Origin of the sequence: Pelagicoccus sp. SDUM812002, from assembly GCF_031127835.1 — a bacterium.
Classification (GTDB): domain Bacteria; phylum Verrucomicrobiota; class Verrucomicrobiia; order Opitutales; family Opitutaceae; genus Pelagicoccus.
In genome coordinates, this window is sequence record NZ_JARXHX010000009.1 from 98,068 (window position 1) to 124,223 (window position 26,156).

Below are 26,156 nucleotides of genomic sequence, written 5' to 3' on the forward strand. Positions count from 1 at the left end.
ACTTTCTGGATATGAACTTCAATGTGGCAATCGTAGGCCGACCTAACGTCGGCAAGAGCCGCCTTTTTAACAGATTGGCGGGCAAGCGCATTTCTATCGTTCACGATATGCCGGGGGTAACGCGCGATGTTATCACGCGTGATTTGGATGATGGATACACGCTCATGGATACGGGGGGCATGGGCCTTGTGGAAGGCATGAGTGACACTCCGGGCAAGATCGTATCCGCGGTAGAGGGTCAAATCGAATTCTCTATCGATGCGGCAGATTTGGTCCTTTTTGTGGTAGACGGTCGCGAGGGATTGATGGCGCTCGACAAGCAAATGGCCGAGCGCCTGCGTCGCAGCGAGAAGCGCGTTTTTCTCATCGTCAATAAGGTCGATACCGAAACGACGGCGATCAACGACAAGGAGTTCTACCGCTACGGTTTTGGAGAGCCACATCTCGTATCCGCAGAGCACGGACGTGGGATGAGCGCATTGCGTCGCGAGATTCTGAAGCTTCGCGACGAAGTGGCAGGTCCGCCTATTCCGGAAGAGGACGATGGCAAGAAAGTCCTGAAGGTTTGCTTCATTGGTCGTCCGAATGTCGGAAAGTCGTCCTTGAGCAACTGTCTGGTACAGTCAGATCGTTTTATTGTAAGCGACGTTCCGGGTACGACACGCGATTCCATCGAAATGCCTTTCGTTTGGAAATCTAAGCGCGGGGAGGACTGGCATTTTATGCTCACCGATACGGCAGGAATCCGTAAGCAGACCAAGCTGAATTCTTCGGTTGAGTACTTCTCTCGAGTTCGTTCGTTGGATGCGATTCGCGATGTGGATGTTGTCTTCATGGTGATCGATGCCAAGGAAGGGCCGACGAACCAGGACAAGGCGATCGCGGGCGAGGCTACCAAGGCGAACAAGCCAGTGGTGATTGTTGTCAACAAATGGGATCTTGCCTTGCAGGCTTGGGAAAAGGAGGAAATCGACGGTTTCGAAACCGAGAAGCAATTCCGCGAGGCGTTCGAAAAGGGTATCCAACGTGAGCTCTTCTTTGTACCCGGTTCTCCGATACGTTTCGTCTCTGCGAAGGAAGGGATCGACGTGGAAAAGATTCTCTTATCGGCGCGCCAGCTCAACAAGCGTCAAAGCCGCCGTATTCCAACGGGTCGCCTTAACAACAGGCTCTACAAGATGTCCGAACGTTTGCCCGCTCCGAAACGGGACGGCAAGCGCTTCCGCATCTACTATGCGGTACACACCGGAAATTATCCGTATCGCTTCAAGATCTTCTGCAACCAAGCTAAGAAATTGGACGATTCCTACAGGCGGTTCCTCCTGAAGGGATTGGTGCAGGAGTTCGAGCTCGATGGTTGCCCGATGGTTTTCGACTTGGTCAACAAGACGAACCCGTACGTGCGAGACGAGGATTAGGGTGGCTTAGCTCGGTTGCTTTCGCCCGTGTCTGCATTGCAGATCTATTCTTCATGGACGCGGGCTAAAGCTCCGCGCTACGTTTTTGCTTATGGCGTTTCGAATGATATTTATGGGTTCCGACCCGATCGCGTTACCGGGGCTCGAATCGGTCGTGTCGGGCAAGTGCGGCAATATTGAAGTGGTCGCTGTCTACACTCAGCCAGATCGTCCCCGCGGACGCGGGAAAAAAGTCATTCCGAACGAAATAAAGACATGGTCTCTCGAGCACGGGTTTCCCGTTTTTCAACCGGAAAAGATGGGGAAGGCGGAGCGGCTCGAAATCGAAGCTATGCAGGTCGACTCGATTTTGGTGATGGCTTACGGGCATATGCTTTCGCAGAAGCTCATCGAGACGCCGCGGCTGGGTATCTGGAATCTGCATACGTCGCTCCTGCCCAAGTATCGGGGTGCCTCGCCGATTCAGTGTGCGGTGGCCAGTGGCGATTCTGAGACGGGTGTATCGCTGATGAAACTTGTTCGCGAAATGGATGCCGGACCGGTTTTGGATGTTGAACGAGTGCGTATCGGTGAAGAGGATACGGCTTTGGATATTGAAGAGCGTTTAGCGGAAGCGTGCGCACCCTTGCTCGAGCGTGGATTACCGGCAGTGCATTCGGAATCTGTCACCTTGAGCGAGCAAGACGCGTCTCGAGCGAGCTTTGTTCGCAAGCTGGGAAAAGAGGATGGCGAACTCGATTTTGACGTGCCAGCCAATGCATTGGCTCGTCGCATCAATGGACTCTACCCTTGGCCGGCGGCGCGAGCGTGCTTGGGCGATGTTGCAATAAAGGTCGGGCTAGCGGTTGCGGAGGGAGCTTCTTTTTCGAAGGTACCAGGTTCGGTGATCGGTATCGAGGGAGAAGGGCTTCGCGTGGCCTGTGGCGAAGGTTCGGTCTTGCTAAAGAAGCTTCAGCGTCCCGGCGGAAAGATGTTGGATGCAGCTGATTTTGCCCGTGGATTTGATTTACCTGAAAATGCGGTCTTCGAATCCCGGGCGATGTCAGAACTTGTTACATCCGAGCATGTCAGGAGTTAGGTCAACTGCGGATTTCTCGAATTGTTCGGTGAGCAAGCTCGCTACCATGTGTCTAAACGCTTGTTTTCGAAAAGAGATTTACCCAGCATTTGCTTTACCATGATACGTCCTTTCCGTTTTATCGCCACCCTCGTCATAGCAACTGTCGTTCTTATGTGCCAAGCGAATGCTCAGTCGACGAACCTACAGTACCAAGTGGCGAATATGGTGGAGGATCAGCGCTTGATGATGGAGCAGATGCGCGGACTGCTCGCTGAGATGGACGAGATGCGGCGCGAGAACGCCAGGCTTCGAAATCTGGTAGAAGAGTTTGAGGCGAAAGCTGCTCGCCAGTCAGGCAACTACGCGACGGTGTCACAGGTAAATGAACTGGTGCGGAAGACCGCTGCGGACCTTTCGGCTCGCGATGAGGTGGTGCAAAGAGAATTGACTGCCATGGTGAATAGCGAGCTGAAGAAGTTTGCTAAGAACGTGCAAGAAGCGGTGAGCTCGGTGCCTTCGGTAGCGAAGCCAGATCCGAACGTGAAAACTCATTTTCCTCAGAATTATCCGACTACGGGGGTTCCCTACGTGGTCGAACCAGGTGACAACCTCGCAAGTATAGCTAAGAAGTTTAATTCTCGTATCGACTGGATTCAAAACGCTAACAAGATCTCGGATCCTCGACTCCTCCAGGTCGGGCAGAGTATTTTTGTTCCTCAAGCATCCGAATAGATCCCCACACGACACATGGCGAAAGCGAAACCCAGATTGGGTAAAGGGCTAGCCGGCCTCATCTCCGGCAACACCGCAAACAAGTCAACTTCACCAGCTGCCAAGGCTGCGACGCCCGCGAAAGCGCCTGCCAAGAAAGCATCGACCTCCGCTGGCAAGGCCAAGAAGTCCTCTGTGCCCGCGTCTTCTCTTGCGGCAGAACCTGTGGTTAGCCCCGATTTCATGGAACTTGCTGTTTCCAAGGTTGAGCCAAACCCGCACCAACCGCGTCGTGAGTTCGAGGAAAGCCAGCTCACGGACCTTGCGGAGAGTATTCGAAGCGAAGGTCTGATCCAACCCATCGTTGTGCGCGAGGTAAATGGGCGTTTTCAGCTCATTGCAGGCGAGCGCCGCTTGCGCGCTTTCAAGATGTTAAAGCTCGGCAAGATCCCAGCCCGCATCATCAAAGCGGGCGACTCTTCCTCGGCTTCCATGGCGCTGATTGAGAATCTGCAGCGCGAGAACCTGAATCCAATCGAAGAGTCGATGGGCTACGCGAGCTTACTGCGGGATTTTGACCTAACTCAGGAGCAAGTTGCGGAGAGAGTCGGGAAAGGCCGGGCGACGATCGCGAATGCGTTGCGACTTCTGACGCTTCCGGACGAGGTTCGCGGTTATCTATCGACGGGACTGCTTTCGACAGGACATGCAAAGGTCTTGCTCGGCCTCGAGGCCAAGCAAGAGCAGACTCTGATCGCTCGCCGTATCATCGAAGAAGGCGTGAGCGTTCGCGGAGCGGAAACTTTGATCGACTCGATGAAGCGATCCGGCAAGGGCAAGCAAACGGGTACGCGCAGTGTTTCTCCTGCGGAAGCTGCTGCTATTGAGGATATTGAGAAGCGAATGGTTTCCTATCTGAATGCCAAGGTGGCCCTTAAGCATGCCGCGAAAAAAGGCAAGATCGTGATCGAGTACACGGGCAACGACGACCTGCAGCGCATCCTCGATAAGATAGGCTTAGAAGAGCGATAGGCGAAGCTCGGCTGAGTCGCCCATCTTTTTAGCTACATTATATAGCAACGTTGGAAAACCCTGCCGGTTTCGGTACTTGACAAGGCAATTTCCTTTTTCGACTGTCTCCGGCTCAAATTATGGATTTTCTCAACGGTTTTCTCACAGTAGTTCTGGTCCTTGTTTCCATCTTCATGATCTTATTGGTGCTCATGCAGCGTGGTAATGCAAACGGAGGCCTGGGCGCTGCCATGGGTGGCGGAATGGCTGAGTCAGCCTTGGGCGCCGAGACGTCCAGCGTGCTTTCCAAGTGGACCAAGAACACGGCCATTGTTTTCTTCGTTCTGGGTTTTGGCCTCTATCTCTCCAAGTTGCACCAGCACGAGCTCGCCAAGGTCGAGCAGGACGGAGCTCTACCCACGATCGAATCCGCTGAGCCTAGCCCAGCCTCCGATGCCTTCCGCGAGCTCGTATCTCAAGCCGAAGAAGCTGCAGAGGGATCGGAAGAAGCGGCGGACGCTGCCGCGATAGAAGCCGAGTCTGCAGTTGAAGAAGCTGCTGAAGAGCTTCCCGCCACTGGTGAATAATCGCTAGCAGGAAACTTTTTCAAATGGCCGGGTCTACCCTTCGCATGGGAATACGCCCGGCCTTTTTTGTGTCTATTGTGAAGCCGTTTTTGTTAACGGCAGTTTTGTTCGCTTTCATTGCGGGTGACGCGTCTGCCCAGCGTCGCCACGGCTCCAGTCCGTTGGACACCCTCGGTGAAGAAGTAAGCCAAGCGGAGGGCTTAGAGATTTTGAACGCCTTTAGGCGGCTCGGAATCGCGGGCGACTATCGCTTGAGCTTCACGTTGGAGATTCGGCCGCGTAAGGAGAAGACGACAACGGTATCCGGTCTGCTGCTGGGAACTCAGTCAACCTACGGTCCTCTCTCCCGCATCGACATTGCGCTGGAGCCGGCCGACGTGACGGAACTTGGAAAGCTGGTTCCTGCCAAGGTGAAGCGCTTGCTTCTCCAGAATGGAATTTTCGCCAATGCGTTGGAGGTGAATAGCTGGGAGGGGGGTGAAGCAGGAGGTGCCCGGCTGATCGAGTCGGCGGCGTTTTTCGAGAAAATCGCGGGAAGTGACTTTACGGTCTTCGATCTCTTGATGCCGTTCTCCTTTTGGCAGGAGTTCAAATACGAAGGGCGCACTACTATGCGGAGCCGTCCGACGCACGTTTTCAGTTTGTATCCGCCAAGTGAGGACGAAGAGCTGGGGAAGCGGATTTCACAGGTGCGGATCTATTTGGACGAGGAGTTCAACGCTTTGAACCGAGTGGAAATTTTCGATGCAAGCGAGGAGCTCGTAAAGACGATCTCGGTTGTCGCCTTTAAAATCGTAGATGGACAAGGCGTGCTCAGCCAAGTCGACGTGCGCAACGAGGAAACGCGTGACAAGACCCGTTTTCGTGTACTCGACGCGGCGATCGGAGTGGAAGTGCCCGACTGGGTTTTCGAGCCAGAAGGGCTCGGAAAAAACATCTACGGGACGGAGCTGGCGCACCTGCAGGCGCCGGAAAGCTCTGATGCCGACGTGGACCAGTAGATCTCCTCGGCTGCCACATCGTGCCCTAGGAGGTTTAGAACGCCAATCGTTGGACGATTTGGTCAAGTCCGTTGCTCAGCGGGCGTAGAAGGCGAAAAGCGTGGTCGAGTTGGCGGTCGTTGTCTAAGACTCCAAACTTGAGGACTCCGGAAGTGATTACCGCTGTCCCGACGATGCCGAAGCAGCAAAGGCAGATCTTCAGGAAGCGTAGGGACGCATTTTGATGGAAGGACTTCAGCGGTTTCATGCCAGCCCTATTTGCAGGGAAAGCGCCACTACCGTTCGAGTTTTCGCTAAGCTGCTTATAGACAAGTACATGGAGGTCTGTTAGACGACAGGTTTAGCTCTTGTGTAAAGGAAAATGACAATGATTGACTGTGTCTGCTGTACAAATAGTGTACGCAGATGCCTCAGAAGATCTTTACCCGAGAGCACTGGCCGCTCGCTCAGAAGCTGGCTGACATCGTTTATAGCAATCCCTTCGAGGACTCTCGTTGGGATTTGGAGCGGGAGTGCTTGGGTAAGGATTACCAGGAGCGTGAGAGCTACGTGAGGCCGGGCGAGGCGGAGGAATTGTTGGCTCCGAATCTGAAGCGCTTGATCGGACTCGCTCTCTCGTTGATGGAACCAGCGCGTGCGAAGCTGGCAAAGGCCAAGGAGGTCGAGGAGGCCGAGCGGCTGGCCTATGAGAACCTCGTCCACTTCGTCGTCTACCATGAGTTCATGGAAAAGTATGACAAGCTGATCGAGTATTCACTCGCGGGGAAACCGCAGCCAGGGGGCGTGTCGTTTTTTTATGAATACAGGGATAGGCAGCGTTACTTTTTGTCGGTCAATGCAGCGACGCGTTTCTCGCCGGACCAGGAAGGATTGTACTTCGCTCTCTATTTTCAGCTGCGTCGTGCGTGGTTGAATATTTATCGCTACCTCGTCGGAGGCTCGGCGGCGATTAGCTCTCTGCGCAGCCGGATTTGGAGCAGCTGCTTTACGCATGACATGCGTCGGTATCAGAGGTCTCTATACAACCGTATGAGTGATATCGTCACCTTAATCACTGGTCCCTCCGGTACGGGTAAGGAATTGGTGGCGCGAGCGGTGGGAATGTCTCGCTTCGTTCCCTTTGACCTGCAGTCGGGAAAGTTCGCCGTGGATTTCGGGGGAGCTTTCTATCCGCTCAACCTGTCGGCCCTATCGCCGACGTTGATTGAGTCCGAGTTGTTCGGGCATCGCAAGGGAGCGTTTACAGGGGCTTTGCAAGATCGGGAGGGGTATTTCGAAGAGTGCGGCAGGTACGGGACGGTGTTTCTCGACGAGATCGGCGAGACGGACGCCTCGATCCAGGTGAAGTTGTTGCGCGTTTTGCAGACACGGCAGTTTCAGCGCCTGGGCGATACAGCTCTGCGTCCTTTTGTGGGGAAAGTGATGGCGGCGACCAACCGCGACCTCCCGGATGAAATCACAAGCGGAAACTTTAGGGAAGATTTCTATTTTCGACTCTGCGCTGACCGGATACGCACTCCTAGTTTGCGTGAGATCCTGGCTGATCGAGGAAGTGAGCTGGAAGTTCTGGTGCAGCATATCGCCTTCAAGGTAGCAGGGCCGAATGATGGCGAGTCGCTAGCGGACGAGGCAACGAGCTGGATTACCAAGAAGCTTGGGCAGGCCTATCGCTGGCCGGGGAATTTCCGAGAGCTCGAGCAATGCGTGCGCAATATCTTGATACACGGAAGCTACGAGGCAGAGGATCTAAGTGTGAGTCGCGATGATGCGGAGCGGGTCCAGGAAGGTGCAGAAAGCGCGTTGACCGCCAACCAGTTGCTCAGTCGATACGCACAGGAGGTATATCGCCGTGTCGGCAGCTATGAGGAAACAGCGCGCATCCTACGGATTGATCGCCGCACGGCAAAGCGCTATGTGGTCGGAGTTGGTTGATGGAACCTGAAGTCCGCTGCGATTGTAAGGTTTACAATTGTTGTCCATATTGATTGTACAAAATATGTCGCAAGGCCATGTTTTGAATTCTCGGAAGTAATCTAAGTAATTGGTAGGCAATGAGCTCTCTGCCGTTGGCGCGAGCTGAGCGAAAGGGAGGGCATGAGCATACATGCACCTCTTAGTTCTTCTTATCGCTTGATCGTGACCCAAGGCTTGAACGCCTTCGGAGATCATGCGGCGAAAATCACTGCCTCCGCCCTTGTGGCCGCAACCTTTGCTGAGCGTCAAGCTGCGGTATGGGTGGGCGTCGTTTCGGCTCTTTATGTTCTGCCTTATATATTCTTAGCGCCTTTGGCGGGAACGTTGACCAATCGCTATTCGAAGGTGGCGGTCGTACGTGGGAGCCTGCTCCTGCAAACAACAGCCATGACAGCGTTATCGGTAAGCGCCTTGTTGCAATCGTTTGCGGGAGTTCTGGTTTCACTGGCCGCCGTGGCCTGTCAATCGAGCTTCTTGGCTCCGTCGCGAAACGCTTTGCTGAAAGATCTATGCGGTTCGGCTCGAATCGGCCAAATGATGGGTTTGCTTGGTTTAGCGGGCGTGAGCGCGACCTTGGCTGGCTTGGCCTTGGGAGGATGGTCTTTCGATAAATTCTGGGGTGTCCTTGGATCTCCCTGGTCGGCAGCGGCTGTAGTGGGATTGGTCTCGGCTGCGATCTCTGCGCTGGCTTATGTCGTGGTTTCTGGGATACGCCCCAGCTCGGAGGGCAAGCGGGAAGCTGGCGAACGTTTCTTGGCTGTGGCTAAGGAGGTTTTGTCTCGTCCGGTTCTCCGCTGGTCGTCGCTCGGCTTGGCTTGGTTTTATGCGGTGGGTGCTTTGTTGGTTATGGTGCTCCTGCAGGATAGCCGGTGGGACCATGGGCAGGAAATCGGCTCAGCTAGCCAAGGAGGACTTATGGCGGCACTGCTCGGGTTAGGTGTTGCGATAGGCAGCGGTTTTGCGGCGTATCTGTGCCGCAAGCACATCGAGGTGGGGCTATCGTTTGTGGGAGCCTTGATGCTGGCCGTGCTGGTTCCTGCAACGGCGCTGCTTTGGCAGTTCGGTCCTTGGGCGACAGCTTGCATTTTTCTGCTCGGTGTTAGCGGTGGCTTGTTTTCAGCTCCATTGAACGCTCTTTTCGTGGCTTCGGCTCGCGACGAGGTGCGAGTGGGTTCAATCGCTGCGAACAACCTTTTCATCAACTTGATGTCGGGCGCGTTCGTGGGCTTAGGCTCTCTGATGGGATACCTAGCGTGGAGCCCTGAGGCTCAGCTCTGGGTTGTCGCAGTGACGGCGGTGTTAGTCGTCGGATTCATGGCTGTCCTGATTCCGGAGAGCCTAGTTCGTGTAACGCTTCTTGGAATCGCTAAAGTGTTTTATCCGATGCGGCTCAAGGGACTGGAGAACATGCCGCAATCCGGCGGTGTGTTGGTCGTGTCGAATCACGTGAGCTATGCCGATGCTCTGTTGATCTTTTTGGCCTCGCCACGTCCGGTTCGCTTCATGGGCACAGACGAGATGCTTCGATTCCCCTTGATGCGTTGGGCGTATCGGAAATTCAATGTCATAGCCGTGTCGCCCAAGTCCGCTAAGGAAGCGGTGGCCAAATCGGTAAAAGCCCTAGATGCGGGCGATGTTGTCTGTATCTTTCCGGAAGGCGCGTTGACTCGTACAGGCATGATTATGCCCTTTAAGAAAGGGGCGGAGCTAATGGCGCGCTTGTCGGGTGCGGCGGTCTTGCCTGCTTCGATCGATGGCATGTGGGGGTCTGTACTCAGTTTTTCGGACAAACCGTTTCGCTATAGCCGAGGAATGCCTATGCGACGTCCAGTGAGTGTCTCTTTTGGCGAGGCGTTGAGTGGTGATGCGGCAACGGCACCCGCAATGCAGGATGCTGTAGAGGCGCTCGAACATGAGGCGTTTTCTGCTCGGTTTGAATTGAACGAAAATCTCGGGGCGTTGGTTTTGAAGAAGCTCAAGAAGAATCCGTTTGCCTTGGGGCTAGTGGATCGTGGACTTGGAGCCTTGAAAGTGCGTAACTTTACTTTGCTTGGTCTTGGCCTAGGTTTTGCCCGATTGATCGGGAAAACGGATACGGCGCGAAGAGTGGGGATATTACTGCCGCCGGGCTTGCCTGGTTTCGCTGCTAATCTCGGTGCCTTGTGGTCTGGCAAGTCCAGCGTGAACCTAAATCCGACCGTCAGTTCCGATGCGTTTGGAACGATGATTGAAGAGTCGGGCGTTAGGACCGTACTCACTTCGAGAAAAGCTTTGGTGCGTTTCAAGGACTTGGGTTTTTCGAGCGTCAAGCTTGTCTTCGTCGAGGATGTGATGCCCTTGATGCGTGGAGTGCGATTGCTGCTGGATGCGTTGATTTGGACGGTATTCCCGTACAGAGCGCTTCGCAGATTATATTCGATTCGGTATAGCGGTGGGGATCGGGAAGCGGCGTTGCTTTTCTCCAGCGGCAGCTCCGCTGCTCCGAAAGGGATTCCGTTGTCACACCGAAACCTTGTCGCGAATGCGACGCAGTTGTCGGAGTGTTATCTTATGCGTTTCACAGATCGACTGTTGGCGAACCTGCCTTTGTATCACAGCTTCGGCCTGACCGGTGGGATGTGGCTGCCGCTTTTGAAAGGGATGAGGATTGTCGCTACACCGTCGCCATTGCAGCCGAAGGAAAATGTGGCGGCGATTCGGGAAGAGTCGGTTAGCGTTATGTTGGGAACGCCAACGTTTTTGCGAGCTTACCTCAAGCGGGCGACCGCCGTGGACTTGGCAAGCTTGCGGGTGACGTTTGCGGGCGCGGAGAAGTTGCCTGCAGATTTGGCGTTGGAGTGGGAGTCGCGTTTTGTGGGTCCGATATTGGAAGGCTACGGCTTGACCGAATGCTCGCCGGTACTCTCCGCAAACTGTTTGCAGAGTCGCGAGATGTTGGGGCGCTACGCTCTGAGCCAAGTTGGATACAAGGCTGGGACGGCGGGTCGTCCGCTTCCAGGTGTATGGATACGCATTGTTAGCGAGAATGACGTGAGCAAACAAAAGGGGCGAGGTGAGTCAGGGCTGATATTGGCGAAGGGGCCGAATATCTTTCGAGGATATCTCGACCCACATGAGGAGTCGTGTTTCGTGCAAGATGGTTGGTTCGATACGGGCGATATCGGTCGCTTGGACGAGGACGGGTGCTTAGTTATCGAAGGTCGCCTTTCCCGATTTTCGAAAATTGCCGGGGAGATGGTCTCGCATGCAAAAGTTGAGTCGGAAATTGCGGCCCTGTATCCAGATTTGCAGTGCTTTGTGGGTGCCCGTGAGTGCGCGCGAAAGGGTGAGTCGCTGATCCTGTTGGCGACAGGGGTGGCAAAGCTGGGCGATCTGGCTAAGCGACTCCGCGAACGCGGGATGCCGAATTTGTGGATACCGCAAGAGGTTGTGGAGATACCTGTCCTGCCGCAGTTGGGCACTGGCAAGCTAGATTTGAAACGCTGCAAGCAGCTCTGTCTAGGGTCTGCAGCCCGTGCGGTTGCGGGTTGCGTCTCCAGCTAGGTTGCGAGCGAAAGGTTTTCCTCCGTTTCGGGGTCGAAGAGATGAGCTCGGTCGGGGTCGAACCAGACAGTTATGGTCTTGTTGACCTCTGTGCGAACGTCGCTCCGCACGCGGCCGATTAAGCTTTGGTCACCGCTGGAAAGGTAGAGAATGGTCTCGTTGCCCATCGGCTCGGCGACATCGATGGTCACATGTGCGGTGTGTTCCGGCTCAAAGTCCTTGAGGGTGTTCGTTTCCTGGATGTTTTCCGGCCGCACCCCGAAGATGATGCTCCGGCCAACGTAATCGGCCGCTGCATCGGCCAGCCGGTTGCTCAGCTTCAAGAGAATTTCGGCTCCGTCGGCTTTGAAGTATAGGGCCTGGCTTTGCCGCTGTATGCTTCCCAGCATGAGATTCATGGGAGGGCTGCCGATGAAACTAGCGACGAAGGTGTTCGCGGGGTGGTTGTAGATTTGCAGAGGTTCGTCCACTTGCATGATGTCGCCCCCGTTCATGACGCAGATGCGGTCGCCCATGGTCATGGCTTCGACTTGGTCGTGCGTGACGTAGATCATTGTCGATGCGAGCCGAGCGTGCAGCTTCGAGATTTCCGCTCGAGTGGATACGCGCATCTTGGCGTCCAAATTTGATAGCGGCTCGTCGAAGAGGAACACCTTTGGTTTGCGGACGATGGCTCGACCGACCGCGACGCGTTGGCGCTGGCCGCCGGATAGGGCGGCGGGCTTGCGTTGCAATAGTTCCTCGATCCCAAGGATTTCTGCTGCATCTTTTACGCGTCGATCGATTTCGTCCTTTTTGTATTTCCGAAGTTTTAGCCCGAAAGCCATGTTTTCGTATACGCTCATGTGCGGATACAAGGCGTAGTTTTGGAAGACCATCGCGATGTCCCGATCTTTTGGTTGGACGTCATTGATTATTTTTCCGTCGATCAGGATTTCTCCGTCGGTGATATCCTCGAGCCCGGCAATCATGCGCAAGGAGGTAGATTTGCCGCAGCCAGATGGTCCGACCAGCACCATGAATTCGCGATCCCGGATGGACAGGTCGATATGGTTGACGGCTTTCACGTCTTCTCCTTTTCGGTTGGGGTAGATTTTAAGGAGATTCTTGAGTTCGACGGTAGCCATAGAAGGACGGGCGAATTGGTTCGGAATTATGGATTGATGAGCGGCTGGCAAGCGTAGGTTCGTGTTTGTGTTGGTAAGCTGTCAACCCCATTGTCTGAGGCTAGGTTTGAACGCGCAAGGGGAAGGATTCCGGTATTTTCAAAAAGCCAGACTAGGATGCGTTTCGCATTTTGCAGGGGTTCGAGATTTTGGATACGCTTTCGGTGTATTGGTGATTCAGGTACCTCCATTCGGCTGTTTTAAGGCGTCTCGGATGTGGGAAGTATTACCCACGTATCCGGTTTTATGATCTGGATACGCTTCAACCGGTTCTGGCGTCAAATGATGCCGAAAATCTGAATACGGGTCAAAATGCACGCAATTTTTTGTAAAAACAGGCTGTACCCAAAAAATACTAACAGGATTATGATTGAAAAACTAAGGTTTTTCGGTAATTGAACGCTTTCTTAGGTTTAATAATTCCCACCGAATAAACCGTTAATCCAAACCATACAAAAGTTATGGCCGCAAAAAAAGGCGCTGAGAGTTCTCCTCTCACATTCGATCTGAAGGCAGACTTAATCGCTGTCCTCGACAAATATCAAAAGCAGCTTGGTGTATCCAAAAGCGAAATTATTCGCCACGCGATCGCCGGCTTTGACTACGCTGGATTTGCTCCAGCAGCAGAAGACCACCGTCAAATCTCGGTACGTCTTCCGCTCGACCAAAAGCAAGACCTCGTAAAGCTCGCAAAGGGCAAGAAGGTAAGCATCGGCGAGTTGCTCCGCGCAGCTCTCGAGAAGCTTCCGACTGTTCCTGCGAAGTCTGGAATCGAAAAGGCGGCTCCAAAGCCAAAGCCAGCTAAGAAGGCTGCCAAAAAGGCTGCTAAGAAAGCGGCAGCTAAGAAGGCTGCCAAAAAAGCTGCTAAGAAGGCAGTGAAAAAGGCTGCAGTGAAGAAGGCCGCCAAAAAAGCAGCTCCAAAGAAAGCTGCAGTAAAGAAGGCCGCCAAGAAGGCTGCACCGAAAAAGGCTGCAGTAAAAAAGGCAGCTCCAAAGAAAGCCGCTAAAAAGGCTGCACCAAAGAAGGCTGCAAAGAAGGTCGCTGCCAAGAAGGCTGCTCCCAAGAAGGCCGCCAAAAAGGCTGCTAAGAAAAAGAAGAAGTAATCGCTTCAATCCTTTTCAAAACGAAAGCCGGGGCTCGAAAGCCTCGGCTTTTTTTTATGCCTCGCTCAAGCTCGAGTGACTTTTGCGACGCATTGGATGCGAGGAGCTGTATTGAACTTCCGAGAACGGACAGGAGTGGAACAGTCCTCTCCCGTTGTTAAAGGGGCGCTTTGCGAGATTGCTTGATGGCTTTCTTGAGTGCGCGGATGACTGTATCTAAAACCTCAATGCGAGCGCGCATTTTACAAGTAGCAGGTACGATGTGCCATGGAGCGTAAGACGTATTCGTTTTCTCGATCATCTCGTTGATCGACTCTTCGTAACGTTCCCACTTCTCTCGGTTGCGCCAGTCTTCTTCCGTGATCTTCCAGCTCTTGAGGGGATCAACCTGCCTCGCTTCGAAACGTTCGAGCTGTGTATCCTTGTCTATGTGCAACCAGAACTTGACGATGGTGGTACCGAAGTTGGCGAGGTGTTGCTCCATTTCGTTGATTTCCTGGTAAGCTGCTTTCCACTCCATGTTTGTGCAGAGCGCTTCTACCCGTTCGACGAGTACGCGACCGTACCATGACCGGTCGAAGATGGCGATTTTGCCGCGGGGTGGCATCTCTTTCCAGAACCGCCAGAGGTAGTGATGGCTGAGTTCGATTTTTGTGGGAGCGGCGACAGGGGTGACGTCGTAGCCGCGGGGGTCGATGCTTTGGACCAGCCGCTTTATGCAGCCACCTTTTCCGGCTGCGTCCCAGCCGCAGAATGCCAAGACGACGGGGAGCTGGTGAGTATGGATTTCGTGGACCAATTCGTGGATTTTTGCCTGTCTCCGTTTAAGGGTCGTCTTGTATTTCTGGCGATCCATAGGTTCTTCGAACTTGGTATCGTCGAGGAAATTGTGACCTTTGTAGGGTATCCAGGCGTTGGTGACGCTTTTTTCGAGAGGCGTTTTTAGTGCCTTCTTTTTACGGGCGATGGCGTCTTCGAGGTGGTCGATGATCCGGTTGTAGATTTCGACGAGAGCTCCCTTGAAGTTCTCAGTATCGATAGTGTGCCACTTGGCGTAGTCGCGGTCGGTCGTCTCGATCGCTTCCATCGCAGTGTCGCGGTAGCTGCGGTATTGTCGGTGCCGCCGCCAGTCCTTGGGAGTTACCCGCCAGGCAGTCTTCGTATTTTCCTGCAACTTGCGAAAACGCTTAGCTTGTGTCTTTTTGGACACATCGAGAAAGAGTTTTATGATTTCTACTCCGCTGTCATGTAGCTGCCGCTCGAAATTGATGATGTCATCCCAGTAATGGGAGAGTTCGTCTTCGTGCAGCTTGCCCTCTGCCCAAGCGTCTAGCACCAAGTAGTAGGGCCCGCGGTCGTAGAACTGGATTCTTCCTTCGCTGGGTGTATTGTTCCAGAAGCGGTGCAGTAGGGGGTAGTTGCGTGGCTCCGTGTGCGAAGCGTGGGTAGAATAGACCTTAAAGGAGCGGCTATCGATCTCGAGCAGGATCTGATTGATCAGCTTTCCCTTGCTGGAGGCATCGAGGCCTTCGATGACGACGAGGGTCGGGATGCCCAGCTTACCCGCCTCCCGCTGCACGACGCCGAGCTTTTGAGCAAGGAGTTTGAGGGGAGGCTTGGAGGGATTGGAGCTGGATTTATCTGTAGCGTCTTTCATGGTGTTGGCTTTGGTGGGTCTGAGGTACGTTGCCCGCGATCAGTTGGTGTATCCAAAAAGCTGTTTAGATTTGATGAACTCGATGGCGGCTGGCGGTACCATCTTTTCCCAGACTGGATCGTTTTCGGCGATGGCGGTGAGGATGTCGCGGGAAAAGATCTCCAGCAATTCTTCGTTGATGCCTCGGATGTGCTCTATGTATCCATTCTCAAGGAGATGTAGGTAGAGATTGGTGAGTTGGGGCGTAACGCGGAGATTGTTACAAGTAATAAGGAGATCGTCGGTGATGCCGCCCTTGGTCTCCGTCGCAGCGGGGGAGGTGACTTTCTCGCCAGTGGTTTCCGCCAGTTTTATTTCCAGGTAGCGACGGTAGGCCTTTTGCTTCATCGGGTAAATATAGAGGCGAACGGAGTTTTTGAGGAGTCGGCCGAAGGATTCGAGAATGCCGCCGGCGAGGTGGGCGTAGTACTTCTCGTTGAAGACTTCGAGGAGGTTGTTGATCCCCATGCAGACGCCGATCATCTCACCGGTGTATCGACGAAAGTAGGAAGTGAGCCGATAGAATTCGAAATAGTTGGAAATGAGGACGTAGTTGCCAGTGACACCGATGGTGTCGATGCGGGCGAGGTAGTCCTCGTAATCGAGCTTTCCGGAAGCGAGCAGGTTGTTCATGGTGATCTCCGCTAGGACGATTACATCCTTTCCTTGTACGGAAGGTTCTTGGATGAACTGGGCACCCGAGCATTTGAGCATGTCTATATTGACTCGGGTGACTGGGCGAAAGCTGCCTCGTTCGACGAGGATAGCTTTTTTGTAGAGCGCCTCTGAGGGCTGGGTGATTTCGCCTTGGGGGGAGAAGAGAACGGCATTGGTCAACCCACGTCTTACAAGGTGCAGGTTCGCAATACGGTCGTCGACGCCCTGAAAAGCGGGGCCGCGGAATTTGATGAAGTCGACTTCGATGCGTTCGTTGCCAAGATTGTCGACGAGGGACTCGATGAAAGCCTCCACGTTTTCGTGAAGGTAGAAGGCGCCGTAGATCAGATTAGTCCCGAGGATACCGACTGCGTGCTGCTGCTGGACGTTTTCTTGATCCCACATACGACAATGAAGATAGATCTCGCTCGGCTCGCCACCAGGGTCGCTCTGGAAGCGGAGCCCCATCCAGCCGTGGGTATCGTCGCCTCCTTTGTAGCTTTTTGCCTTCATGGTGTTGGCGTAGGCGAAGAAGGTCTTTTCGTTTCCGATCTCTTCCTTCAGTCGCTCTTCGAGGAGCGCGTACTCGTGGTCTATCATCTTGACGACCCGTTCGATTGAAACGTAGCGGCCGACCTTTCCGTAGATCGAGTCGCTGAAGGTCATGTCATAGGCGGAGATGGTCTTGGCAATGGTGCCGGCGGCACCACCTGCTTGGAAGAAATTGCGGCATGTCTCTTGTCCGGCTCCGATTTCGGCGAAGGTACCGTATTTGGCGTCGTCCAAGTTGATAGAAAGCGCCTTGCGGTTAGTAGTGAGGAATTCTTGTGGTTCCGAGTGGGTGTCCATGAGGGATGTCTTAAGTCGTCGAGTAGCTTGGTAAGAGGAGGGAATTTCTACTGGGGGTTGGGTTGAGTCAAACTGCGATCCGGAATGCAGGCTACAATTGAGCGACGCGGTGGCGTCCCGGCGGCTCTATTAAAGGATTGCCTACAGGACTGCTGGAGATTGGATAACTGGGCTTATCGCTTTTTGAACTAAGCCCCTTGTTTGCCCTATGTCTACGCTTCTGATCGCCCTTGGCGTCGGTGTTCTTTACCTCGTCGTCTACCACACCTACGGCCGTTTTCTCGCTCGCAAGATTTTCGAGTTGCGAGACGACGTGGAGGTGCCGAGCGTAGCTCTCAACGATGACGCTGATTTCGTACCCACCGACAAGTTCGTTGTGTTTGGTCATCACTTCACGTCCATAGCAGGAACGGGGCCGATCGTGGGGCCGGCGATCGCGGTCATATGGGGCTGGGTACCGGCTTTGCTTTGGGTTCTGTTCGGCTCGATCTTGATGGGGGCGGTGCATGATTTCGGCTCCCTCGTGGTATCCATGCGAAATCGCGGACAAACGGTGGGCGAAATCTCGGGCCGTGTATTGAACCCGCGAATACGGTTTTTGTTTCTATTCATACTCTTTCTCGCCCTCACGATCGTGCTGGCGATTTTCGGTTTGGTTATCGCGGTGGTTTTCAAGAACTATCCCGGAGCAATCTTTCCCTGTCTCGTGCAGATCCCTCTGGCTGTGGCGATTGGGGTATGGCTACATCGCAAAGGGATCGGATTGCTAGTGCCCTCTCTGTTGGCCCTCGCCTTGATGTATGTCTCAGTGGTCTTCGGTGACAGGGAAGGGTGGATACACAGTTTCAACATGACGCTTGCGGACTGGCCGATCGCTCATTGGGTGGCGATCCTGCTGCTGTACTCTTACATGGCCTCGGTGCTGCCAGTCTGGTCGCTGTTGCAGCCGCGCGACTTCATCAACAGTTTGCAGCTCGTAACGGCGCTGGCTTTGGTGCTCCTGGGGTTGGTAGTGGCGGCGTTTGTGGGCGGAAGTCCGCTTGGCGATTCCGAGTTACGTCCGAGCTTGGAGATCGCGGCTCCAGCATTTCGTAGCGGAGTCGAGGGCGCGCCGATGATGTTTCCTTTTCTCTTTATCACAATCGCTTGCGGGGCGATCAGTGGATTTCACTGTTTAGTATCCAGCGGAACTTCCAGCAAACAGTTGCGTTGCGAGACGGACGCGCAATTCGTGGGCTTCGGGTCGATGCTGCTGGAGGGCTTTTTGGCGACCTTGGTCATCCTTGCTTGCGTGGCCGGCTTGGGACTGGGGATTCAAGGGGGAGGAGGAGAGTTTTTGCTGGGCGAGGCAGCCTATACGGCCCGCTACGAATCTTGGGCGTCAGCAGGGGGCTTGGCTGCCAAGGTGGGTGCCTTTGTGGATGGAGCGGCGAATTTCCTGAAGGCCTTAGGGTTGGCTCCGCAATTCGCCATCGCCCTGATGGGGGTGCTGGTGGCTTCGTTTGCGGCGACTACCCTCGATACGGCCTGCCGCTTGCAGCGGTATGTGGTGCAAGAACTCGCTGGTACTTTCGTGGCGAAGAATGGCCGCGGGAAATCTACGCTGTCCGCCAATCCGCTTTCTTGGCTGAGCGACAAGCACGGGGCTACTATTTTTGCGGTGATCGTGGCGTTCTGGGTGGCTGCGGTTCCGCCGACCGGAATGGAGTGGACATGGGGCAATGTCGGCAAGGGTGGCTTGATTCTGTGGCCGATGTTCGGGGCGACGAACCAGTTGCTCGGTGGCTTGGCGTTTTTGGTGATCGCGTTCTGGATGTGGCGGCGCCGTTTGCCGGTGTGGTTCGTGGTGGTTCCCACTGTATTTATGCTGATCATGCCAGCTTGGGCGATGGGCTACCAATTGTTTTCTGAAGGCGGTTGGCTGTTGGCTGAGACGAAGAGCTGGCCTCTGATCTTGATCGCTGCCGCCACGATGGTTTTGGAAGTTTGGATGGTGGCAGAGGCTATTCTTTGCTGGCCGAAGGCAAAAGGCGTCTTGGAGGAGGCTCTCGAGCCTTTGGGCAGTGGCAAGTCGTCCGCGGGTGGGTGACTTGCGTAGGCATGGGGTGTAGCCAGCGAACCGGCCGGCAAGCGAACTGCGCGCGACAGATCGTGGAGTGGCAGTTTAGGTTTGCGGCGAGGGGTCGATGAAGGTGTCTAAGTTAATTGTAATCTGACTGTAGCTATGAAGGGATTTTTTAAGACGTTTTTCGCGTCCTTGTTGGCGATCGTTTTCGCCGCTGGTGGCTTGGCGCTTTTCGTGATGATCTTGTTCGGTGTGATCGCATCGATGAGCCAGCCTGTTCCGCAGGTGACGAAGGGGAGCGTGCTGGTGTTCGACATGTCGGCTTCGGTCCAAGATCGTCCGGTAGGCATGAGTCGTGACGCGCTTATCGACGAAGCGATGGGAGGCGGTCGCGCTCGCTCTCTTTCGCTGCTCACCTTAAAGAGGGGGTTGGAGGCGGCTGCTGAGGATGACCGTATCGAAGGGCTATTGTTGATCGGTTCGTTCTCTGCCGACGGCTATGGATCCGGATTCGCGGCCCTGAAGGAAGTGCGAGAATCGATTGAAATCTTCAAGGCCACCGGCAAGGCGGTGGCGGCTTACCTGGTGTATCCAACCGCTCGAGACATGTACGTCTCGTCGGTTGCGGACTCGATGTACATGAATCCAGAGGGTGTGATTTCGGATACGGGAATGTCGATGAGCTACCCGTATTTGGGTGGCTTTATGAAGAAGTACGGTATTGGCGTGCAGGTCACGCGGGCCGGTGAATACAAAGCAGCGGCAGAGAGTTTTGTGCTCGAGGGTATGAGCGATCCCTCGCGCGAGGCCAACGCGGCGGTACTGGAAGATTTTTGGGCGGAATACTTGGATGTCCTCTCCGAAGGTTCTGGTGTAGAGCCGGACCGATACGAAGCGAAGCTGAACGAACTCGGAATGCTGGTGGCCAAGGATGCCCAGGAGCTGGGCTTGGTTGACGAGCTGTTATACACTGACGAGCTGATTGCGAAGATGCAGGTGGTTTCAAGTGTGGATAAGGAGTCGAACTCTTTTGTGCAGACCTCGCTAGACGACTATTTGCTAGAGGCGGTTCGACCCGAGTATTCAAGCGATGGCTTCGTGGCGGTGATCTATGCCGAAGGCTCTATCGTCAATGGTGAGGGCAAGGACGGACAGATAGGCGGAAGCTCCTTGTCTCGCGAGATTCGTAAGGTGCGGCAGAACGACAAGGTGAAGGCGATCGTATTGCGCGTGAATTCGCCTGGGGGAAGCGCTTTAGCAAGCGAGGTGATCCAGCGCGAGTTGCGTCTGGCCAAGGAGAAGATGCCTGTGGTGGTGTCTATGGGCTCGTTGGCGGCATCTGGCGGGTATTGGATTTCTGCATACGCCGACAAGATCTACGCTCAGCCTAATACGCTTACTGGTTCGATTGGAGTGATTGGCGTTTTCTTCAACTACGAGGAACTGGCTTCCACGCACGGCGTAAATTTCGATACGGTCAAGACGACCCAGCATGCCGATTTGATGGGAATGTTTCGGGCTAAGACAGATCGCGAAATGGAGCTGGTGCAACGTCAGGTGGACATCGTCTACGAGTCTTTTCTCGCTAAAGTCGCCGAAGGCCGGGGCCTGGAGCTAGCTGAAGTGGCGAGAATCGCGGAAGGCCGGATATGGTCGGGTGTCGATGCCTTGGACCTCGGCCTGGTTGACGAACTAGGAGGACTGAGTGACGCGATTGCTTACGCCGGTGGTGAAGCAGGTCTGGGGCAGGACCCGGCTGTTATGGAATTGCCGAAAGCCAAGAACTTCCTGGATGAACTATTCCAGAACGTTTCCAAGAAAACTGCGGACGCGTCTACGAATGTCGCTATGCAGCCTTTGGTTGACCTCTATCGTGAAGCTAGTGAAATGACCTCTCGCTTTAATGATCCGAAGGGCGTGTATGCCGTATTGCCGTACACCGTGAAGATCGACTGACTTTTACCTGCTAGACGAATAATAGAATGGAAACGGTACTTACAAGAGACTGCAGCGCCACAGCGATCCCAGCAGGGAACGCAGTGACTCTGGAAAAGGGAACGGGCGTCTTGATTACGCAAACACTGGGTGGAAACGTTACGGTGCGCACCGATGGCGGTCTCTTTCGTATCGCGAGTTTTGATGTGGACGCTCTCGAAGAAGTAGAGCTCGGCGAATCGAAACCAGAAGTCAGCGAATCGGGAGAGTCCTTGGAGGACCAGGTTTGGGGCGCGTTGCGCCAGTGCTTTGACCCAGAGATTCCGATCAACATCGTCGATCTCGGGTTGGTTTACGATTTGCGTATCGAAAAGGCCGACTCCGGTCAGGCCGAAGTCTTTGTCAAGATGACGCTCACTGCCCAAGGCTGCGGCATGGGACCGGTCATAGCGGAAGATGCCCGGACGCGCATCCAACTCTTGGACGAGGTTTCGGAAGCTTCGGTTGATATCGTCTGGGATCCAGTCTGGAACCCGCAGATGATTTCAGTGGAAGGCCGCAAGATCTTAGGAATCACCTGAAGTTAGGGCAGTTACGTATTTTGAAAGCGTCTCATCGGAAGATGAGGCGTTTTTTTGCGTAGGAGCGGTATGCCCCAGAAATGGGTGAAATGCGTGGAAATCGACTAATACCTATAAGCTGTATGTGGTTATAAATATAATCTTTAATTGACATTCGCGGGTTGCTTATAGTTATTAGTTCCTGTTCCAGTCGGATTATGTCGCGTCCGGCTCTTCGGATTACCCCCCAAAGAACCCAAACCTTATCGACTTATGAAACTATCTTCTCGCATGAGAATTTCGCGAGTTTCTGCTAGCGCTCGTGCGTTGCCTCGCTTTTTAACCCTATTCGTCGCCGTATTGGCTTCGGGTATGAGCGCCTTTGGCCAGGAAACTGGCCGTATTACAGGGCGTGTGCAGGATGCCGCGACTGGGCGGTACATGGAAAATGTCACCGTTACGGTAAACGAGACGGGCGATTCCGTGCGATCGAGCCCCGACGGGACTTACCGGCTCACGGGATTGCCCGTAGGAACCGTTTCCCTCGACTTCGAGCACTTGGGCTATTTCACGCGTTCGGCGATGGTCGAGGTCGCTGCGGGGCAAACCGCTTCGCCAGCCACCATCGCTTTGAAGAGTAGCAACACCTTTGACGACGAGGACGAGGTTTTCGACTTGGACGCCTTCGAGGTCAAGAACGAGGTCGATGCCTATAGTCGCGCCATCAACCAACAGCGTACTTCCGACTACAACGTGAACGTGGTGGACGCGGGAACGTTCGGAGATGTGACGGAAGGCAACGTGGGCGAGTTCGTCAAGTTTCTCCCCGGCGTCAACATCAACTATGTCGCAGCGGACGCTCGTACGATCACGGTTCGCGGCATGGCGGACAACTTCACTACGGTAACGGTGGACGGCAACCGCATGGCCAGCGCCTCTTCGGGAGCCAAGGCCCGTGACTTCGAGCTGGAGCAGCTTTCCATAAACAATGTCGAACGCTTGGAGGTCGTGAAGGTTCCGACTCCGGACCTGTCGGCGGACTCGCTCGGTGGCGCAGTCAATCTCGTCAGCAAGAGCGCCTTCGAGCGTGACGGGCGCGAGATCAAGTATCGTGTATACGTGAGCGCCAACAGCGAGGACTTGACCTTCAGTTCCACGCCTGGGCCTGGCGATTTCAACAGCAGCAAGATAAAGCCGGGAATAGACCTCTCGTACTCGGATGTATTCAAGGAGGGGACCTTGGGAGTGATCTTCAACTACACTAGCTCGAATCAGTTCAACGAGCAGCACCGCGCTCGCTTGCGTTGGGTTACGGACAATGATTTCGATGACGAAGGGGTAGGGACTCCGATCTTGCGTCGATACCAGATTCAGGATGGTCCGAAAATCACGAATCGGGAATCGTTCCACCTGAAAACCGATTACAAGCTGGGAGAAAACACGATCCTCTCCGGCAGTCTCCAGTTCAACGATTACTCTTCTGAGTTCCGGAACCGGAATATAACATGGGATACGAATATCACTGAAGTTGATGACAGCGATGGAAACGACGCGGATGCTGTGATCTCTCCGACATATATGCTGGGAGACGTGGGACGTGGAGATATCGACTTGGGAGGCTCCTACCGCGACAAGTATGGCGACACGTGGCATGGGGACTTTTCCATCAAGCATTATGGTGACGTCTGGACCTACGAGGCTGGTTTCGCTTCCTCCACTTCGACCAACTACTATAGCGACTTCTCACGTGGAATGATCATGGCGGTTATCGGGGACGACGACTACGGGGGCCGTTTCGAATTCAGCGACATTTCGGATCCGATAAGTGGCGGCGTTCTTGAGTACACTCCGACGCTGACGCTCTATGATTCAGCTGGAAACGTAGATCCGACCTTCGGCGTCAGCAGCTTGACAGGGTTTGACCTGGACGAAGTGCAGACGCGCGAGCAAGACGCCCAGGACGAGTTTACCAGCGTAAACTTCGACATGAAGAGAAACATTCGAGTAGGCGAGTCCACCGGTTACATAAAGCTTGGTACGCGTTTGCAAAAGCAGGAACGTAGCGCGGACCGTGACCGTACTCGCATCATCCATGCGGCAAACGTATATGACGACACAGGGCTTCCGGCAGAGGAATACTATTCCGGAGAAGATGCGTTGCATATCGGACCGGGGGTTATCGCTTGGCCAGACTACGTCGATATATACGATTACTTCGCCGCGAATCCGGATAACTTTGATTTCAACCATCCGAGCCGATTTGAGGAAAATATCGTGGGCGCCGCGAACGACGTCTTCGCTGTGGAGGAAAAGATTTCAGCTGCCTATATCATGGCTCAGCTCAAATTCCTCGAGTCCAAGCTAAGGGTAACGGGCGGCGTCCGTTACGAAAAGACGGACGTTGTAGGCGAAGGCGGCTACTTCGATGAGAGTTTGGGTAATGGAATCGAAGATCCTGTCGAGCAGTTCGCTGCGCAGTGGAGCCAGAGAAAGGTCTCCGAGGCGTCCTACGACGATTTCCATCCGAGCTTGCATTTCGTCTATGATGTAACGGACCGCTTTACCGTTCGTTTAGCATACGCCAATACTATCGGCCGCCAGGATTTTGGCTCGATTGTCCCTTATCTTGATATTGACCGTCCCGGCGAAGAAGAAGGCGCGGCCTCTGGACAAATCGAGTTCAACAATACTGGCTTGCTGCCTCAGAGTTCCGACAATTACGACCTGACTTTCGAGTATTATCCGCAATCAGGTGGTTCGATCACCGCTGGTTTGTTTAAGAAGAAGATCAGTAACTATATCGAATCTTTCTCGGGAACGATCGACCAGCTATCCGCCGCGGAATTTGAAACGTTTGACCTTCCCGCCTTTCTGCTGGACGTACCGGAGTACGGCTATACGACTGACCTGAACTCTGGGACCGCTACGGTTGACGGTTTAGAGATTGGTTACTTCCGCTCCTTGGAGGGCGCTGGCCTGCCAGATTGGTTTTCGGCCTTTAGCATTAATGCGAACGTGACCTATCTGGATGTGGAGCGAATTGATGACGACGGGGTCGTCTTTGACGAGCTCGCTGATATGGTGGAGGAAAGTTATAACCTAGGTATCACTTACGACCGCAAGCCGCTGAAAATTCAGCTCAAGTTCAACAGCAAGGGCGAACAACTGTTGGAGAACTTCACTGACATGCGGACGTATCATGTTTTCGGAGAGCCAGAGTATACGGCATTCCAGCTCTACCGCGACAAGCTAGAGCAAGTGGACCTGAACGTAGACTGCAAGATAAACGAAAAAACCACGATCTTCGTGAGCGGTCGTAATATCTTTAACAAGGAACAGAAGCAGTTTATTGCCAACGCGGACCGCAGCATCGTGGTTCCTGAGCGTATCGAAGAATTCGGCGTGCAATGGGCCTTGGGCGTAAAGGGCAGGTTCTAGGTTCTCCGCTTCACCCGCAGGGAGTATCTCGTTTATGAATACAAGCGCGTAGCCCGAGAGGACTGCGCGCTTCTTCGCGATTTGAAGTGTTCGTGTAGTTCCGGCAGGCGCTAGCTTGACGAAACCGTTTACTCTTTCGGCGCGGGGCCAGTCGACTCGCGCACTATCAGCTGCGCCGGTAGGGTGAGGTCGGTTAGTGCGGCCGAGTTCGCTTCTATGGATTGGGTCAGTATCCTGCCTGCCTCGCGTCCCATCGCCTCGGGGTCAGCCCCGGCGGAGGTGAGGGTGGGGTGTTCCTCCTCGCAAATCCGCGTCATGTCGAAAGCTGCCACGCTAATGCGTTTGCCGATTTCGACTTGATGCTGCAGGAGTCGGTTTATGGCGCCTCGAGCCATGAGGCCGTTGAGGCAAATCCAAGCGGTAGGCACCTCCTGTTTTTGCTCGAGGATTTGCTTGGCCGCTAGGTAGCCCTCGTTGCGGTCCGCACCGTCGAGGGTCGCTCCTGCTGCATGTTCTAGCTTCAGGCTTCTTTTCGAAAGAGCCATTTCTACGGCTCTGAGTCGATCGTCGTGTCGTCCCTTGGGCTTGCCGCCGCCAAGCCAGGCAAATCTGCGGTGCCCGAGGTCATAGAGGTGTTTAACGAGCAGCTCTCCAGACTCATGCTCGTTAGACAGGATGGAGTGGCATTGGCCGGATGCTCGAGCGGAGATGTAGACGAGCGGACGGGCGGTTTCGAGGACTTTGCTCAGGAAGCTGGGGGCAACCTCTCCCATGATGGCGATGCCCCTAACGGAATTGGAAAAGTGGGATGAGAATGTGCTCCCTGGATCGCTTATGTCGTCCTCGGAGCCGAGATAGACCGTCTTGAGTTTGTGCTCTTGCAGATGTTCGTGGAGCCCTTGATGGATGTGGCTGAAGAAATTGCTCTTGTTGGCGAGCTTGAGCGGAGAGCGAAGGATGTACCCGATCGTGCGTTGCTGGAGCTCGCCGAGGCTCGCTTCGATTTTCATTCCCTTCGGCGCGTAGCCTTGCTGAGCAGCGAGTTCGCGAATCGCGTTGTAGGTCTTTTCGGAGATGCCTTTCGTGTGCCCGTTGAGGGCCATCGATACGAGGGCTTGGGAGCAGCCGATCTCCTTTGCTATTTGGGCCTGTGAGATGCGTCTCTTTTTGGGTGGGGTCATGGAAGCGGGAGCAATTTATCAGTTAACCCTTTATATGTATCAGAAGTGCGTAATGTGAAGCAACAAATTGGGTGATGCCCTACCCGATACTCTCTGATTTCGAGTAATTTGGTTGACTCATATAGGAGCTGATAATTATAAGTTTCTTGTTTTTAAGCGAAACCCCGATTTGACCTTTCGATTCAGCCTATGGCTGTCGCG

The 26,156-nt window shown here is 54.3% G+C and carries 18 protein-coding genes; 13 read left to right on the forward strand and 5 right to left on the reverse strand.

What is annotated here, in order from left to right:
• Window positions 1–11: 11 nt before the first annotated feature.
• The 6 genes from der (at window position 12) to QEH53_RS14190 (ending at window position 5,788) form a co-directional block, all read left to right on the forward strand.
• On the forward strand, window positions 12–1,418 hold the full coding sequence (gene der / locus QEH53_RS14165) for a ribosome biogenesis GTPase Der (RefSeq protein ID WP_309023864.1): 1,407 nt from the start codon (window positions 12–14) through the stop codon (window positions 1,416–1,418).
• Window positions 1,419–1,530: 112 nt separating this feature from the next.
• Window positions 1,531–2,496: a methionyl-tRNA formyltransferase gene (fmt, locus tag QEH53_RS14170; RefSeq protein WP_309023865.1), complete on the forward strand. Its 966-nt coding sequence runs from the start codon at window positions 1,531–1,533 to the stop codon at window positions 2,494–2,496.
• Window positions 2,497–2,595: 99 nt separating this feature from the next.
• A complete protein-coding gene (locus QEH53_RS14175; RefSeq protein ID WP_309023866.1) occupies window positions 2,596–3,210 on the forward strand; it encodes a LysM peptidoglycan-binding domain-containing protein in 615 nt (204 codons plus the stop codon).
• Window positions 3,211–3,225: 15 nt separating this feature from the next.
• Window positions 3,226–4,221: a ParB/RepB/Spo0J family partition protein gene (locus tag QEH53_RS14180; protein ID WP_309023867.1), complete on the forward strand. Its 996-nt coding sequence runs from the start codon at window positions 3,226–3,228 to the stop codon at window positions 4,219–4,221.
• 119 nt (window positions 4,222–4,340) lie between these two features.
• Window positions 4,341–4,787: a preprotein translocase subunit SecG gene (gene secG, locus QEH53_RS14185; protein ID WP_309023868.1), complete on the forward strand. Its 447-nt coding sequence runs from the start codon at window positions 4,341–4,343 to the stop codon at window positions 4,785–4,787.
• Window positions 4,788–4,810: 23 nt separating this feature from the next.
• Window positions 4,811–5,788, forward strand: coding sequence for an outer membrane lipoprotein-sorting protein (locus QEH53_RS14190; protein WP_309023869.1), 978 nt, complete (start codon window positions 4,811–4,813; stop codon window positions 5,786–5,788).
• 34 nt (window positions 5,789–5,822) lie between these two features.
• Here the strand turns inward: QEH53_RS14190 and QEH53_RS14195 are convergent, their stop codons facing one another.
• Window positions 5,823–6,035: a hypothetical protein gene (locus QEH53_RS14195; protein ID WP_309023870.1), complete on the reverse strand. Its 213-nt coding sequence runs from the start codon at window positions 6,033–6,035 to the stop codon at window positions 5,823–5,825.
• Window positions 6,036–6,193: 158 nt separating this feature from the next.
• On the opposite strand from QEH53_RS14195, the gene QEH53_RS14200 reads away from it, so the two are divergent.
• A complete protein-coding gene (locus tag QEH53_RS14200; RefSeq protein WP_309023871.1) occupies window positions 6,194–7,720 on the forward strand; it encodes a sigma 54-interacting transcriptional regulator in 1,527 nt (508 codons plus the stop codon).
• Window positions 7,721–7,882: 162 nt separating this feature from the next.
• Window positions 7,883–11,305, forward strand: a complete 3,423-nt coding sequence (locus QEH53_RS14205; RefSeq protein ID WP_309023872.1) for an MFS transporter — start codon at window positions 7,883–7,885, stop codon at window positions 11,303–11,305.
• Here the strand turns inward: QEH53_RS14205 and QEH53_RS14210 are convergent.
• Window positions 11,302–12,432, reverse strand: coding sequence for a sn-glycerol-3-phosphate ABC transporter ATP-binding protein UgpC (locus QEH53_RS14210; protein WP_309023873.1), 1,131 nt, complete (start codon window positions 12,430–12,432; stop codon window positions 11,302–11,304). The genes QEH53_RS14205 and QEH53_RS14210 overlap by 4 nt on opposite strands.
• Before the next feature lie 500 nt (window positions 12,433–12,932).
• On the opposite strand from QEH53_RS14210, the gene QEH53_RS14215 reads away from it, so the two are divergent.
• Complete coding sequence (locus tag QEH53_RS14215) at window positions 12,933–13,574, forward strand: CopG family transcriptional regulator (RefSeq protein WP_309023874.1); 642 nt, start codon at window positions 12,933–12,935, stop codon at window positions 13,572–13,574.
• Window positions 13,575–13,731: 157 nt separating this feature from the next.
• Here the strand turns inward: QEH53_RS14215 and QEH53_RS14220 are convergent, their stop codons facing one another.
• Together QEH53_RS14220 and QEH53_RS14225 are read right to left on the reverse strand one after the other, a co-directional pair.
• Window positions 13,732–15,231: a hypothetical protein gene (locus QEH53_RS14220; protein WP_309023875.1), complete on the reverse strand. Its 1,500-nt coding sequence runs from the start codon at window positions 15,229–15,231 to the stop codon at window positions 13,732–13,734.
• Between the two features lie 39 nt (window positions 15,232–15,270).
• Window positions 15,271–16,776 (reverse strand): TonB-dependent receptor, encoded by a 1,506-nt coding sequence (locus tag QEH53_RS14225; RefSeq protein WP_309023876.1) that lies wholly within the window; start codon window positions 16,774–16,776, stop codon window positions 15,271–15,273.
• A gap of 208 nt (window positions 16,777–16,984) precedes the next feature.
• Between QEH53_RS14225 and QEH53_RS14230 the strand changes: the two genes are divergently transcribed.
• The 4 genes from QEH53_RS14230 (at window position 16,985) to QEH53_RS14245 (ending at window position 24,774) form a co-directional block, all read left to right on the forward strand.
• Entirely contained in the window at window positions 16,985–18,865 is a 1,881-nt protein-coding gene (locus QEH53_RS14230; protein WP_309023877.1) for a carbon starvation protein A, read from the forward strand.
• A gap of 135 nt (window positions 18,866–19,000) precedes the next feature.
• A complete protein-coding gene (sppA, locus tag QEH53_RS14235; protein WP_309023878.1) occupies window positions 19,001–20,797 on the forward strand; it encodes a signal peptide peptidase SppA in 1,797 nt (598 codons plus the stop codon).
• Between the two features lie 26 nt (window positions 20,798–20,823).
• Window positions 20,824–21,357, forward strand: coding sequence for an iron-sulfur cluster assembly protein (locus QEH53_RS14240; protein ID WP_309023879.1), 534 nt, complete (start codon window positions 20,824–20,826; stop codon window positions 21,355–21,357).
• A gap of 252 nt (window positions 21,358–21,609) precedes the next feature.
• A complete protein-coding gene (locus QEH53_RS14245) occupies window positions 21,610–24,774 on the forward strand; it encodes a TonB-dependent receptor (protein WP_309023880.1) in 3,165 nt (1,054 codons plus the stop codon).
• 128 nt (window positions 24,775–24,902) lie between these two features.
• On the opposite strand, the gene QEH53_RS14250 is transcribed toward QEH53_RS14245, so the two are convergent.
• Entirely contained in the window at window positions 24,903–25,955 is a 1,053-nt protein-coding gene (locus tag QEH53_RS14250; RefSeq protein ID WP_309023881.1) for a LacI family DNA-binding transcriptional regulator, read from the reverse strand.
• Between the last annotated feature and the right edge of the window lie 201 nt (window positions 25,956–26,156).